Origin of the sequence: Microcoleus sp. N9_B4, from assembly GCF_036701635.1 — a bacterium.
In the GTDB taxonomy this organism is placed as follows: Bacteria; Cyanobacteriota; Cyanobacteriia; order Cyanobacteriales; family Microcoleaceae; genus Microcoleus.
In genome coordinates this window covers 76004-90533 of record NZ_JAUBRC010000007.1, presented here as the reverse complement: position 1 = coordinate 90533, position 14530 = coordinate 76004, and the positions used below count along the sequence as shown (strand labels likewise).

Sequence of the window (14530 nt, the reverse complement as noted above, 5' to 3'; positions counted from 1 at the left end):
ATTAAAAGAGAAAACCCTAAAAAACCTGGAGTACAATTAACATGATGAGAATTCCCACAACAACTTATCGGATTCAATTTCATGGAGGTTTTAACTTTGAAGCCGCCAAACAAATCCTTAGCTATCTAGAAGATTTAGGAATTACCGACCTTTACGCTTCACCCATATTTAAAGCCAGAAAAGGCAGCTCTCACGGATACGATGTCGTTGACTCAAATCAGCTCAATCCCGATTTGGGAACATCAGAAAATTTTGAATCCCTCACCTACGAAATCAAGAAACGGAACATGGGATGGCTGCAAGATATTGTCCCCAACCACATGGCTTACGACACTCAAAATTTGCTGCTGTTAGACGTATTGGAACACGGGCCAGATTCCGACTATTTCGATTACTTCGATATTGAATGGAATCATGCTTACGAACATCTAAGGGGTCGAGTGCTGGCTCCACTGCTGGGCAATTTTTATGGAGAGTGTCTGGAAAATGGCGAGATTCAACTCAAATACAGCGAAATTGGGCTGACTATCAATTATTATAGCTTACAATTGCCAGTAAGAATTGAATCTTATGCTAAATTTATCAGTCAGAATTTGGGGCATTTAGCCAGAGAATTAGGCAGACGCCATCCAGATTTTATCAAGTTTTTAGGAATTCTTTATTTGATTAAAAATACACCTTCAGAAACTAAAGGTAAAACCCGATACGATCAGATAGCTTTTGTCAAAGGACTGCTGTGGGAACTCTACAATCAAAATCCCCTTGTACAGGAATTCATCGATGAAAATATCAAAGTTTTTAACGGAGAAAAGGGAAATGCCGAAAGCTTTAATTTGCTAGACGAATTGCTTTCCGAGCAGTTTTACCGTCTGGCTTTCTGGAAAGTGGGGGCAGAAGAAATTAACTACAGAAGGTTTTTTACGGTCAACGAACTTATTTCGGTAAAAGTTGAAGAGATTAAAGTTTTTCACAAAAACCATGCTCTGATATTCGACATGGTTGATGAGGGAAAGTTTACCGGATTGAGAATCGACCACATCGACGGACTGTACGACCCCACAGAATATTTGAAACGGCTCCGGGAGAAAGTCGGAGATACTTATATTACTGTTGAGAAAATTCTGGAACACGAAGAAGACTTACCGTCATATTGGCCGATTGAGGGAACTAGCGGCTACGACTTTTTGAATTACGTAAACGGCGTTTTTTGTCGGTGCGATCGCGAGCAGCAATTTAGCGAAATATATCAGAGATTTACTCGCTTAACCGTTCCCTACGAACAGTTGTTTTTAGATAAAAAAGGGCTGATTGTTGAGAAAAACTTGGCGGGAGATGTAGACAATCTAGCTCAACTTTTGAAGAATATATCGGGTCAATCCAGACAGGGAAATGACTTTACTCGTCCCGGTTTGGAAAAAGCATTGGCGGCTGTTTTGACGATTTTTCCAGTCTACCGAACTTACATCAATCAAGATGGTTTGAGAGAGTCCGATCGCACTTACGTAAAATATGCGATCGCCCATGCCAAAGAACAAGTACCGCGACTCCTCAAGGAACTTAATTTTATCGAAACGGTGCTGTTGCTCGAAGAAGAAGAAACTCTAACACCAGAACAAAAAGAGCAGCGCCGGCACTTTGTCATGAAACTCCAGCAGTTGACAGGCCCATTAATGGCAAAAGGCGTTGAAGACACGCTTTTATACGTCTACTATCGGCTTTTATCCCTCAACGAAGTGGGAGGAAATCCCAGTCAGTTCGGCGTGTCGCTGGGAGATTTTCACGAGTTCAACAAACAACAGCAAGTCGCTTGGCCACACAAAATGAATGCTACAGCTACCCACGATACCAAACGTGGCGAAGATGTGCGAGCCAGAATAAACGTTTTGTCAGAAATTCCCGATGAATGGGAACAGCAAGTCAGGTCTTGGAGAGAGGTAAACTCTTCTAAGAAAGTCAACTTTGCGAATCGAATGGTTCCAGATACTAATGACGAATACTTCCTGTACCAAACTCTGCTCGGCAGTTTTCCCTTTGAGGGAATTGAAAACACTGATTATGTCGCTCGCCTGAAAGATTATGTGATTAAAGCTGTCCGCGAAGCAAAAGTTTATACGGCTTGGCTGAGACCGGATAACGATTACGAAGCTGGTTTTATGACCTTTGTCGATACCGTTCTCGAACCTTCGGAACAAAATCAGTTTCTCAACAAATTTACACCTTTCTGTAAAAAAGTAGCTAATTACGGAATTTTCAATTCTTTATCTCAAACGCTGCTGAAAATCACGGCTCCGGGCGTTCCCGACATTTATCAAGGGACGGAATTCTGGGATTTAAGCCACGTCGATCCGGATAACCGCCGTCCCGTTGATTTTGATCGCAGAATCGAGGTTTTGCGGGAAATTAAAGAGCAAGCTCAGACGGATATTTTGCAAATGGTTGAAGATTTGATTGCGACGCGGGAAGACGCGAGAATTAAGTTGTTTTTGACAGCAAGAGCGTTAGAAGCGAGAAAAAAATACTTGCAAGTTTTTCAATCAGGCGATTATCTGCCCCTGGAAGCAGTTGGCACCTTTAAAGATAATGTTGTTGCCTTTGCCAGAAGCTTTGGAGAGACTACCGTTATTGTCATTGCTCCCCGGTTTTTGACGGGAATTGTCAAACCGGAAGAAATGCCGATCGGCAAACAAGTCTGGAAAGATACTAATTTGAAATTGTCCGAGCAAATGCCGTCGGTTTGGAAAGATGCAATTACAAATCAGGTGGTAGAAAGTAACGGTACGTTGGCAATTGGTGAAGCTCTCAGTTACTTTCCGGCAGCTCTGCTGATCGGTAAAAAATAGCAATAAAAAGCTGGAAAATTCAATAATTTTCCGAGATTCCCAGGAGGCGGACTTGAGGATATCCCTCAATAAAATATTCTTTCCCAGGCACAGCCTGGAAGTAAACGGGTAGGGACAGGGCAATGCCCTGTCCCTTTTTAGAATTGATGTTATATCAAATCAGTTAGCATCGGAATAGTAAATTCGAGTTCGCTGTTCACTGTTCACTGTCAACCGTCAACCGTCAACCGTCAACCGTCAACATCATGTATGAGTGTAACCGGAAATGATATTAAACCTGATTTGAAGCCAAAAAACCGATCGCCCCTACCAACCAAACAAAATTTATACAACAAAGACGGCAAACACAACACAACGTATACGGTTTGCCACAATACCCGAATCAATCGCACACCGTACATTAGGAAGAGTAAAGAAAAGCAGTCAACAACTGTAGCGGTGCAAACCTCATGAATGCAACCGTCCCCCAAAAGGTTCGGTAAACACGCCTTCATCGCCTGGTCTAACCACCCGCAGTATAGAGATAAGCACCTATCTAAGACTGTATTAAAGCAGGACTCACTATCCGTACACCCCCCACAGGTGAAATCGCAGTCCTGAATAACCAGACTATCACACAGATAGAAAACCAAAATTTTGTAGAGATTGGAGCCGGAACACCCCTATGGGAAAAGTAGTTGGAATTGACTTAGGTACGACAAACTCCTGCGTCGCAGTTATGGAAGGCGGCAAACCCACCGTCATAGCCAACGCCGAAGGGGGTCGCACCACACCTTCTGTAGTAGCATATGCTAAAAATGGCGATCAACTTGTCGGACAAATCGCCAAGCGTCAAGCCGTGATGAACGCCGAAAACACCTTTTACTCAGTAAAACGGTTTATCGGGCGTCGGGTTGATGAAGTAACCCACGAAACCACTGAAGTTTCCTACAAAGTTCTCAAAGTCGGCAACAGCCTCAAACTAGACTGTCCCGCCCGTGGCAAGCAATTTGCCCCCGAAGAAATTTCTGCACAAGTTCTCCGCAAACTCGTAGAAGACGCCAGCAAATACCTCGGCGAAACTGTTACCCAAGCGGTAATTACTGTTCCCGCTTACTTTAACGACTCCCAGCGCCAAGCTACTAAAGACGCGGGAAAAATTGCCGGTATAGAAGTGCTGCGGATTATTAACGAACCTACAGCAGCAGCTTTAGCTTACGGGTTAGATAAAAAGAGCAACGAAACCATCCTTGTATTTGACTTAGGTGGCGGTACTTTCGACGTATCTATTCTCGAAGTAGGCGACGGCGTATTTGAAGTGCTAGCAACTTCTGGAGACACTCACCTCGGCGGTGACGACTTCGACAAAAAAATTGTTGATTACATCGCTAACGAATTCCAAAAAGCCGAAGGAATTGACCTCCGCAAAGACAAACAAGCATTGCAACGCCTGACGGAAGCAGCCGAAAAAGCCAAGATTGAGCTTTCGAGCGTTACCCAAGCAGAAATCAACCTGCCGTTTATTACCGCGACTCAAGACGGGCCAAAACACTTGGACACGACTTTGACGCGGGGCAAGTTTGAAGAACTCTGTTCAGATTTGATCGATCGCTCCCGCATCCCCGTAGAAAATGCGATCCGCGACGCCAAATTAGACAAATCTGCAATTAATGAAGTCGTCTTAGTTGGTGGTTCTACGCGCATTCCTGCGGTGCAAGAACTGGTCAAAAAACTCCTTGGCAAAGACCCCAACCAAACGGTAAACCCGGACGAAGTGGTCGCAGTCGGTGCAGCAATTCAAGCCGGCGTACTTTCCGGCGAAGTCAAAGACATTCTGTTGCTCGACGTTACTCCGCTGTCTCTCGGCGTCGAAACCTTGGGTGGCGTGATGACCAAAATCATTCCCCGCAACACCACTATTCCTACCAAGAAGTCGGAAACTTTCTCGACTGCTGTAGACGGCCAAACAAACGTGGAAATTCACGTTTTGCAAGGCGAACGGGAAATGGCGAATGATAACAAGGATTTGGGAACCTTCCGCTTAGATGGAGTTCCTCCAGCCCCCCGTGGCGTACCTCAAATTGAAGTTACTTTCGATATCGATGCTAACGGTATTTTGAATGTAGCTGCTAAGGATAAAGGTACTGGCAAGGAGCAATCGATTAGCATTACTGGTGCTTCTACTTTGCCCAGCAATGAAGTCGAGCGCATGGTGAAGGAAGCCGAATCCAATGCTTCTGCTGACAAAGAGCGTCGCGAAAGGATCGATCGCAAAAACCAAGCTGATTCTCAAGCCTATCAAATCGAGAAGCAGTTGGCAGAATTGGGCGATAAAGTTCCCGCTGATGACAAAACTAAGATTGAAGGGTTGCTTAAAGACTTGCGATCCGCGATCGAGAGTGAAGATGACGATCGCATTAAAACCCTAACAACAGAGTTGCAGCAAGCATTCTACGCTGTCAGCAGCAACCTGTACCAGCAAGCAGGCGGCCCAACTGACGGCCCTGGTGGCCCCGGTGGCTATGGAGACGGTGGCCCCACTGGCGGCGGCGACGACGTGATTGACGCCGACTTCACTGAAGGCAACAAATAAAAAAGGCTAAACTAAAAGCCCCCAGCTAGAAGCAAGAAACCCGGTTTTGAACAGAAACCGGGTTTCTGTGCATTCAAAAACAAACCAAAGCCGATCGACTAAAATTACTAAAAATCTTGCTTGAGGCATAGAGACCAAACTAGAATATGCTTCAATAAATATCATAAACTAGCAGTAATATCGCAATCTAGAGCAATCAAATGTCACGTTCTCCTATACAAAATTCTTCCCCAAATACTCCCAGCCCATCTCATGTTGCATCCTTGCGCCGACTCCGCCGAATCAGCCATTTACTAGACAACGCAATTCCCATTCCCGGCACAAAATACCGCATCGGACTCGATCCGATATTGGGACTTATACCGGGCGGTGGCGATGTAATCAGTTCAATTTTTGCCGGCTATGTTGTCTTCAAATCCGCTCAAATGGGAGTACCTCAAGAGACCTTAGTAAAAATGGCAGCTAATATCGTATTTGATACAGTGGCTGGTACTGTACCGGTAGCCGGAGATTTGTTGGATGTTGCTTGGAAAGCTAATGTCAAAAATATAGAATTGCTGGATACTCATTTAGGTTCCCCTGAACAAGGCAAAAAAGCCGATTGGCTATTTGTGGCGGCGTTGCTGTTGGGTTTGATATTAATTGTCGGAGGCGTGATTTTCTTGAGTGTGATGCTTTTTGGATGGCTATTTCAAGTGATTACAGGGCGTTAATCTTGGGTTTGATGAGCAATATAAATCACTCTCTTTGTGTCATCTTAATAGCATATAATCGGGGAAAGTATTCCTTAAAACTTATGTTTGAGGATGATTGCGGGCAGGGAAAAACATCTGGGTTTAACTACCCGTATGGTGCGTTGCTTTTTTTTATGCCTCAACCAAGAGCGAAAATCTCACATATCCGTAGATTACAAACAGGGCAATTGGAAACAAACCCAACCATTTTTTCGCAGCAATACTTAAGAAAAATAATAGGAGTATTAGCTACAAAAAGACATTGGCTGCAATCAATCTTCAATAAATACTAAAGTGTGTCAGGGTTGAAAAATTCAACCAACCCCTACCAATAAAATTTATGGTCATCTTACCAAGAAGAGATAGGTGGCAGAAATCAGACTTATTCAGCAGAGTCTATTAAAGCACTTCGGAGACATCAAAGACCAGGCGGCATCTCACTTTTGACACAACTGAGATGCTGCCGTTTCTCTGACCGAAATCGAGCTAAATTAACACTCTTCCGATCTCTGAAATGTGTTCTATAATACAAAGCGATCGCCCTTTCTCGATCCTAAAATCATATATCTTAAGGGTATTGACAAAAAATATTAAATATGTATATCACTCTCGATTTTCTTGGAAACTAGCTATTGACCCGATCGCCCTTGAGTCCGATATAGTGATATAATCCAGACTATAATATCAAATTGATATAAATGCTTGAATTATCAGCCCTTGGACTGCTACAGTCGCAACCCATGCACGGCTATCGGCTAAAGCAAAAACTGGAGCTGTTTATGAGCAGTTGCATCAGCGTCAACTATGGAGCGATTTACCCACTCCTGAAGCGCTTGGAAGAGCGAAGCCAGATTGCGACAATTGCCGAAGAAGCCGGAGATGCGGGCTGTCCGCGCAAAATCTACGGAATTACCACCCAAGGGCGCGAACTCTGGCGGCAAAAAATGCTCGAACACCCTCAAGAAAGCTGGGTTAACAGCGGTTCCCGGTTCCAAATCAAGTTTTTCTTTTTTGGCGACTTAGAACCCGCAGAACGGCTGAAGCTATTGGAACACCGCTTGCGAGCCTGTTACACCCGTCAAGACTACATCGAAAGCCTCAAGGGCGAATATCCACTAACCGACGACTATCAATTCGCCTCTCGCGATCGCTGCAAGTCAGTGCTGGCATCAGAGATAGAGTGGTTAACTCAGCAACTAGCCAAGGAAAAAAGCGCGATCGCCGGAGTGCGTGACTCCCCAACCTTCGCTGAATCCGCCGACTCCAAGGGAAAATCCTTCCAACTCACCCACTTAGGTGAGTCATAAGAAGGATGTGCAATCTTCCCTGCCATCGTAACTTTTGAGAAATAACAAGAAGCTTTCCTAAAAAGAAGCACTCCCTGGCTGGGCTAACTGCGATCGGACTAAAGCCCTGCACATACCCCAACCTCATTAAAAAGAGACTTTCCCGATTCCATCATCTTTAAAATCCCTTGTCCTTATTCCCCCATGTTTGAGAGGAACGCCGGAAAATCCAAGATTTCGCCCAAGTCTCAGTCAGAAGTTAAAAAAATCTAAGTGGTGCTGCCAATGAGTTATTCTAAATCCCCAGAATCCGTCGTTGAAGCTGAAAAGCAAAAATCTCCCACACCGGAACTGCACCCAACAGATGCACACAGCGATCGACCGCAGGATTTGACCCCCGTTGCCGATCGCCCCGAACCGGTTGCTAAACCCGAACAGCACCCAACCGATGCAGACAGCGATCGACCACAGGATTTGACCCCCGTTGTCGATCGCCCCGAACCTATTGCTAAATCACGATCGCGCTGGCCTCTAATTGTCGCGATCGCGATCGCCACAGGCGCAGCAGGTTTCGGCTGGTACTCGTGGCAATCGGGTCAGAATCGCCCACAGCAACAGGCAGCAGCAGCCCAACCCAAAGGCATACCAGTCAAGCTCGCCACCGTAAAAACCAGCTCAGTCGAAGATGCTTCCGAATTTGTTAGCAGCTTAGAAGCCAAGCGTTCGGTACAAATCAAACCCGAAGTAGAAGGGCTAGTCACGGAGATTTTTGTCAAATCCGGGGACTTCATAAACAAAGGGCAAGCCATCGCCCGCATGAAAAGCGACAGCGCCCAAGCTGACTTGAGGCAATCCCAAGCCAACCTGATCCGCGCTCAATCCCACTTAGCCGAATTGCAAGCAGGAGCCAGGCCCGAAGAAATCGCCCAAGCTCAAGCCCAAGTCGCCCAAGCCCAAGCCAACCTCGCCCAACTGCGATCGGGCTCTCGGCCAGAAGAAATTGGCCAAGCCCAAGCCCGCGTTTCTCAAGCTGAAGCCGACCTCGCGGACGCCCAAACCGGTAGCCTCTTAGAAGACATCGCCCAAGCCAGAGCGCAAATAGAAGCAAGCACAGCCGAAGCAAAGTTAGCCAGCCAGCAGCTTGCCAGATATCAGGCATTGGCAAAAGAAGGTGCAGAATCCGCCAACACCCTTGAGCAATACACCCAAAAAGAAGGCAGCGCCAAAGCCAACCTCAGAGAAGCTCAAAGGCGGTTTGAGCAGCGACAAAAGAACAGACAAGCCGAGATCGAGCGACGGACAGCAGCCTTGCAACAGCAGCGGCAAGCTCTGCGGCAATTGCAAAACGGTTCGCGCCCAGAGGAAATAGCCAAAGCCGAAGCAGAAGTTGCACAAGCCAAGAGCAGATTAGCCGAGTTAGCCAACGGCACTCGCCAAGAACAGCTCGATCAAGCTGAAGCGCAAGTTGCCGAGGCCGTGGCTCAAGTGCGTGGCTTTGAAGTACAACTACAAGAAACTGCGGTCATCGCGCCCTTCGCAGGAGTCATCGGCGACATACCAGTGAAAGTAGGTGATTACTTGCAAAAAGGCAACGCCATTGCCACCCTGACAGAGAATCAATTGCTAGACTTGCGGTTATCAATTCCTTTGGAACGGCAGCCTCAATTACGCTTAGGGCTGCCAGTACAAATGCTCGACGCTCAAGGTAAGGCGATCGCCCAAGGTCAAATCAGTTTTATCTCCCCGAACGTCAGCGCCAATTCCCAAACAATTTTAGCTAAAGCCACCTTTCCCAACCCCACCGGCGAACTACTTAATCTCCAGTTTGTCAAAGCTAAAGTTATCTGGAAACAGAACCCCGGAATTTTAGTTCCAGTCACAGCAGTCACTCGCTTAGGTGGAGAAACTTTTGTCTTCACAGCTCAAAAGCCGGAACAGTCTAAACCTGGCACACCACCTTTAATAGCACGGCAAAAGCCCGTGAAATTGGGAACCATTGAAGGTAATAATTATCAAGTTATCGAAGGTTTGCAAGCAGGGGAAAACATTGTTACCGCAGGCATCCTTAACCTGACCGACGGCGCTCCCATTATGGCTCAAGAGGAAGGAGAACGATAGAAAAGATTTTGTAGGGGCGGGTTCACCTAGATATAAGACACCCAACCCAGATATCTCAAAACCCGCCCCCACCCCACGAATCGATTCAAAATTGCCCCAACCATCGAAAGCGGTAGCTATAGTTGTTAATTGTTAGTTGTTTATTTATGTCATTACGAGCCAAGCTAAGCGCAGTTGCGAGGGTACGAAGCAATCCCGAAGCCAAGGTGAAAAATTGCTTGAATCTTGCTAAAAACCGGGGCGGGTTTTATGGATAAATCGCTTGTATTATATATCTTGGCGAACCCGCCCCTACAAAAATTGTTAATCGTTCGACAACAACTAACAACTAACAACTAACAACTAACAACTAACAACTAACAACTAACAACTAACAACTAACAACTAACAACTACCCATTACCCAAATAATGTTTGCAGATTTCTTTATTAAACGACCAGTCTTTGCTAGCGTCTGCGCCTTAATTATTATCTTGGTAGGCGCAATCAGCATTCCGACGCTGCCGATAGAACGCTTCCCCGACATCAGCCCCACCCAAATCAACGTCACAGCCAACTATAGCGGTGCCAATGCTGAAGTTGTCGAAAATGCGGTAACAAACATCCTAGAAAGGCAAATCAACGGCATTGAAGGACTGAAATATCTAACTTCCAGTAGCACTAACAGTGGAACTAGCACCATTACAGCCACCTTTGATACTTCCCGCGACAAAGATATCGCCGCCGTCGATGTGCAAAATCGAGTTGCAGTCGCTCAACCACAACTGCCAGATGCCGTACAACGCACAGGAGTTACAGTTACAAAACAATCTAACAGCCTGCTGCTGGCTATAGGATTATTTACCGAAAATAAAGAATACGATACCATATTTTTAAGCAACTACGCCGATCTCTATTTAGCAGATACTTTAAAAAGAGTAAAAGGCGTGGGCGACGTGCGAATTTTTGGGGAAAGACGCTATGCTATGCGCCTGTGGATCGATCCCAATAAATTAGCTGCTCGTAATCTAACAATGCAAGATGTAACAAGAGCAATTAATGAACAAAACTTGCAAGTTGGTGTAGGAAGAATTGGTCAAGAACCCGCCCCAGAGGGGCAAATGTATCAGATTGATTTGAGTGCAGAAAGTCGTCTCAAAAGCCCCACAGAATTTGAAGAAATTGTTATTAAAAGCGAAACAAATGGAACTTTAGTTAAGTTAAAAGATGTCGGCAGAGCCGAATTAGGAGCAGAAAATTATAACTCTTTCCTCCGATTCCGAGGAAATGACGCTGTGGGTTTAGGGATTTACCAATTACCCGGAAGTAATGCTTTAAATGTTGCCCAGGCAGTCAAAGCAGAAATGGAAAAATTAGCTAAAAACTTCCCTCCGGGGGTGATACATAGAACAGCACTAGATACGACTCAATTTGTCCAAGAGTCAATGGCAGAAGTCGTCAAAACTCTGTTTGAAGCAGTCTTGCTAGTGGTGATAGTTATTTTTGTTTTCCTGCAAGATTGGCGCACTACGATTATTCCCACCATCACAATTCCCATTTCCTTGATTGGGACATTTGCCTTTATCAAAGCTTTCGGATTTACGATTAACAGTTTGTCTCTATTTGGTCTTACCTTAGCAACAGGTTTAGTGGTTGATGACGCTATCATCGTAGTCGAAAATATTGACCGTCTAGTCCGCCAAGGTATGAATGCCCGCCAAGCAGCTTCCGAGTCAATGCGGGAACTTTTTAGTGCTGTAATTGCCACTTCCTTAGTATTGATGGCCGTGTTCGTACCAGTGGCATTTTTCCCAGGGACAACGGGAGCACTCTATAAACAATTTGCCCTGACAATTGCTTTTTCAGTGCTCATTTCTACCTTTATGGCGGTTACTCTTACTCCCTCACTTGCCGCTATATTACTGCGCCCAGGTAAGAAGTTTGGCGGCCCGTTGGGTTGGGTGTTTAACCGGATTAATATTTTTCTTGATTGGATACAAAAGAAATATAGAGATTCCTTAATATTCTTAACACGATTTAAAACAGTTGTTACCCTGTTGTTTATCGCTTCTCTGGGATTCACAGCTTGGCTTTATTTAGCAGTACCCACCGCATTTATCCCAGAGGAAGACCAGGGCTATTTTCTGACAATTATTCAAGGGCCTCAAGGCGTTTCGCTGCAATACACCCAGCAGGTGATGGACGGAGTTGAAAAAGAAATCCTCAAAGTTCCTGAAGTTGTGGGGACTTTTTCTGTAGGTGGCTTTGGTTTTAGTGGTAATAGTTCCAATCAGGGGATTATATTTACTACCCTCAAACCCTGGAAAGAAAGGGAAGGTGAAGATCAAACCGTACAAGCGATTATTGGTAAATTGCAGGGTAAGTTTTTCTCGATTCCCGAAGCTAGAATTTTCCCTGTGAATCCGCCTGCAATTCAAGGTTTAGGTCAATTTGGAGGCTTCCAATTTCAATTGCAAGACCGCAAAGGTAACAGCGGTTTAGATTCTCTGGTTCAGGCGATGGGCGGGATTTTAAAGCAGGCGAATCAGACGCCCGGATTGCAGGCAGTATTTAGTACGTTTGCTGCGAATACGCCTCAGTTAATTGTGGAAGTTGACCGCAATCGAGCTAAGGCTTTAGATATTCCGATCAATGATGTTTTCAGTACGTTACAAACGGCTCTGGGTTCTCAGTATGTGAATGATTTTAATCTGCAGCAGCGCAATTATCGGGTGTATGTTCAGGCGGATCAACAGTTTCGTGATAACCCTGAAGATATTAGTAAATTGTATGTCCGCTCGGGAAAGAATGAAATGATTTCGTTGAGCAATTTGGTGAAGATAACTCCCGTGGTGGGAGCGCAAACTGTTAACCACTACAATTTATATAGGTCAATTGAAATTAGTGGTTCTCCGGCTCCGGGAGCGAGTTCTGGACAGGCTATAAAATCGATGGAAAAGGTGTCGGCTGAAGTTTTGCCATCGGGTTTTGGGTATGAATGGTCGGGGAGTTCTTTAGAAGAAATTGAGTCTGGGGGTCAAGCACCAATTATTTTTGGTTTGGGGCTGATTTTCGTGTTCTTGGTTTTGGCGGCTCAGTACGAAAATTATGTCGATCCTTTCATTATTTTGCTATCGGTACCTCTGGCGATTTTAGGTGCTCTTTTAGCTCAGTCGTTGCGGGGTTTGGCGAATGATGTTTATTGCCAGATTGGTTTGGTGATGTTGATTGGATTGGCTAGTAAAAACGCGATTTTAATCGTGGAGTTTGCTAACCAGTTGCGGGAGCGAGGATATTCAATTGCTAAGGCAGCAGTTGAGGCTTCTCAAGAGCGTTTGCGACCGATTTTGATGACTTCTTTATCATTTATTTTGGGGATTGCTCCTCTAATTAACCCGGAAGGTGCGGGGGCGGCAAGTCGTAGATCGCTAGGAAATGCGATCGCCGGGGGGATGGTTGTTTCTACTTTCTTGAGTTTGTTTATGGTGCCGGTTCTTTATGTGGTGGTTGTCTCGGCTCGCGATCGCTTTCGGAAGCGCGATCGAGTAGCAAATCTGCCCGAGGATGGTATAACTTTGAACGGCAAAACGACTCCCAGCGATGAGGTTGAACGCGATAAAGTATCGCCGTTTTAGTTGGTAATTAGTTCATTTAACTATCCGGTTAGTGGTTCTTGCTTCAAAATACCCCACTATCTGTGTCACCGACTTTTTGATTGTTGCGACGCTGTGCGGTCACTCTCGGAGAAGATTTTTTGTGCAGGTAGCGATCGCCCGATCGCCCCCCATCGTGCAATAATGATATGACTTGCACAAAAGCTCTATTAGTAGGTAAATTTTGCCTACCTTACCGCTACATATAGCGTCTCAACTGTCAACCCGTGCAAGTTACCAATTAAACCGGCTGTTGCACTACCCAAATTTTTCCTAATGGCTGAAGTCCCCCTAAATCCCGCAGAACTTGCAGAAGCCCTCAACGGCTTTACCGATATCAATTTCCAATTGCCAGACCCCGAAGACGAACAACTACCAGACTTTGATTTTGAAAATCAGGTTGACAATGCCTGGAAAGTGTGCGATCGCTTCGACTTGCAAACCGACATTTGGCGGGGACGCATTCTCCGAACAGTCCGAGACAGAGAAAAAAAAGGTGGCGAAGGGCGCGGCACAGGGTTTTTGAACTGGCTCAAAGAAAGAGAAATTGGCAAAAGTCAAGCCTATTCTTTGATAGAATTAGCTAATAGTGCCGATACTCTGATCCAGCAAGGAGATTTAGACCCAAATTCCATTAGAAACTTCAGCAAAAGAGCCTTTGTAGAAACAGCCAAAGCATCTCCCGAAGTCCAGCAAATGGTAACAGATGCCGCAGCAAGTGGCGATCGCATCACCCGCCGCGAAGTCAAACAACTCTCCGACGAATGGATGGCAATGAACTCAGAATTATTGCCTGAAGAAGTCAAAGAAAAAGCATCTAGCGGTTCTTTACCTTCCCGCTACCTCGCTCCTTTAGTCAAAGAAATGGAGAAACTCTCTCCATCTCACCAAAGCGAAATTCAAAAAGAAGTAGCCGAAAATCCCGACGTAGATACTGTCAAACAGCTAACATCCGACGCCAAGAACTTATCAAAATATCTCGACGCCGCCGCCCAAGTGCAAGCTCTAAATCAGTCTCACTTAGACATGGAAATGGCCTTAGAAGAATCTTTGCGAGTCGGCTGTTTGGGAACCACCGCCGACGTTGTAAAACAAGCCGCACAGCTAGAACAAACAGTAGTCAAACTCTACACAATTTGGAAGCGTTTAGGCAGTTTGGCAGATAGATTGTACGTAGATACAGGAGCAAGCACACCCAATTTACGCTTGCTTTTGGGATGCTTGGACAGTCTTTCGGGAGAAAAGATTGAAGTGGATTTCGGAGACGGAGAACGCTCTATTCGCTTGCAAATTTTCAGCGAATAGCTCAACCTTGACCGCAGATAAACGCCAACATCCAGGCTCATTAT

The 14530-nt window shown here is 45.4% G+C and carries 8 protein-coding genes; 7 read left to right on the top strand and 1 reads right to left on the bottom strand.

Features of this window, described 5'->3' with window-relative positions; translation table 11 throughout:
- The first annotated feature begins 44 nt into the window (after positions 1-44).
- The 6 genes from treY (at position 45) to QUA43_RS06725 (ending at position 13163) form a co-directional block, all read left to right on the top strand.
- A complete protein-coding gene (gene treY / locus QUA43_RS06750; protein ID WP_333372267.1) occupies positions 45-2840 on the top strand; it encodes a malto-oligosyltrehalose synthase in 2796 nt (931 codons plus the stop codon).
- Between the two features lie 664 nt (positions 2841-3504).
- A complete protein-coding gene (gene dnaK / locus QUA43_RS06745) occupies positions 3505-5412 on the top strand; it encodes a molecular chaperone DnaK (protein WP_333372154.1) in 1908 nt (635 codons plus the stop codon).
- Positions 5413-5612: 200 nt separating this feature from the next.
- The gene (locus QUA43_RS06740; protein WP_333372153.1) at positions 5613-6125 is read left to right on the top strand and encodes a DUF4112 domain-containing protein; all 513 of its coding nucleotides are present in this window, start codon (positions 5613-5615) and stop codon (positions 6123-6125) included.
- 719 nt (positions 6126-6844) lie between these two features.
- Complete coding sequence (locus QUA43_RS06735) at positions 6845-7453, top strand: PadR family transcriptional regulator (protein WP_333372151.1); 609 nt, start codon at positions 6845-6847, stop codon at positions 7451-7453.
- 264 nt (positions 7454-7717) lie between these two features.
- The gene (locus tag QUA43_RS06730; protein ID WP_333372149.1) at positions 7718-9550 is read left to right on the top strand and encodes an efflux RND transporter periplasmic adaptor subunit; all 1833 of its coding nucleotides are present in this window, start codon (positions 7718-7720) and stop codon (positions 9548-9550) included.
- A gap of 409 nt (positions 9551-9959) precedes the next feature.
- Complete coding sequence (locus QUA43_RS06725) at positions 9960-13163, top strand: efflux RND transporter permease subunit (RefSeq protein ID WP_333372147.1); 3204 nt, start codon at positions 9960-9962, stop codon at positions 13161-13163.
- 43 nt (positions 13164-13206) lie between these two features.
- Here QUA43_RS06725 and QUA43_RS06720 read toward each other — a convergent pair whose 3' ends face one another.
- Positions 13207-13341 carry a hypothetical protein gene (locus QUA43_RS06720; protein ID WP_333372145.1) on the bottom strand — a complete coding sequence of 45 codons (135 nt, stop codon included), beginning with the start codon at positions 13339-13341 and terminating at the stop codon, positions 13207-13209.
- A gap of 116 nt (positions 13342-13457) precedes the next feature.
- On the opposite strand from QUA43_RS06720, the gene QUA43_RS06715 reads away from it, so the two are divergent.
- Positions 13458-14486: a hypothetical protein gene (locus tag QUA43_RS06715; protein WP_333372143.1), complete on the top strand. Its 1029-nt coding sequence runs from the start codon at positions 13458-13460 to the stop codon at positions 14484-14486.
- Positions 14487-14530: the final 44 nt, after the last annotated feature.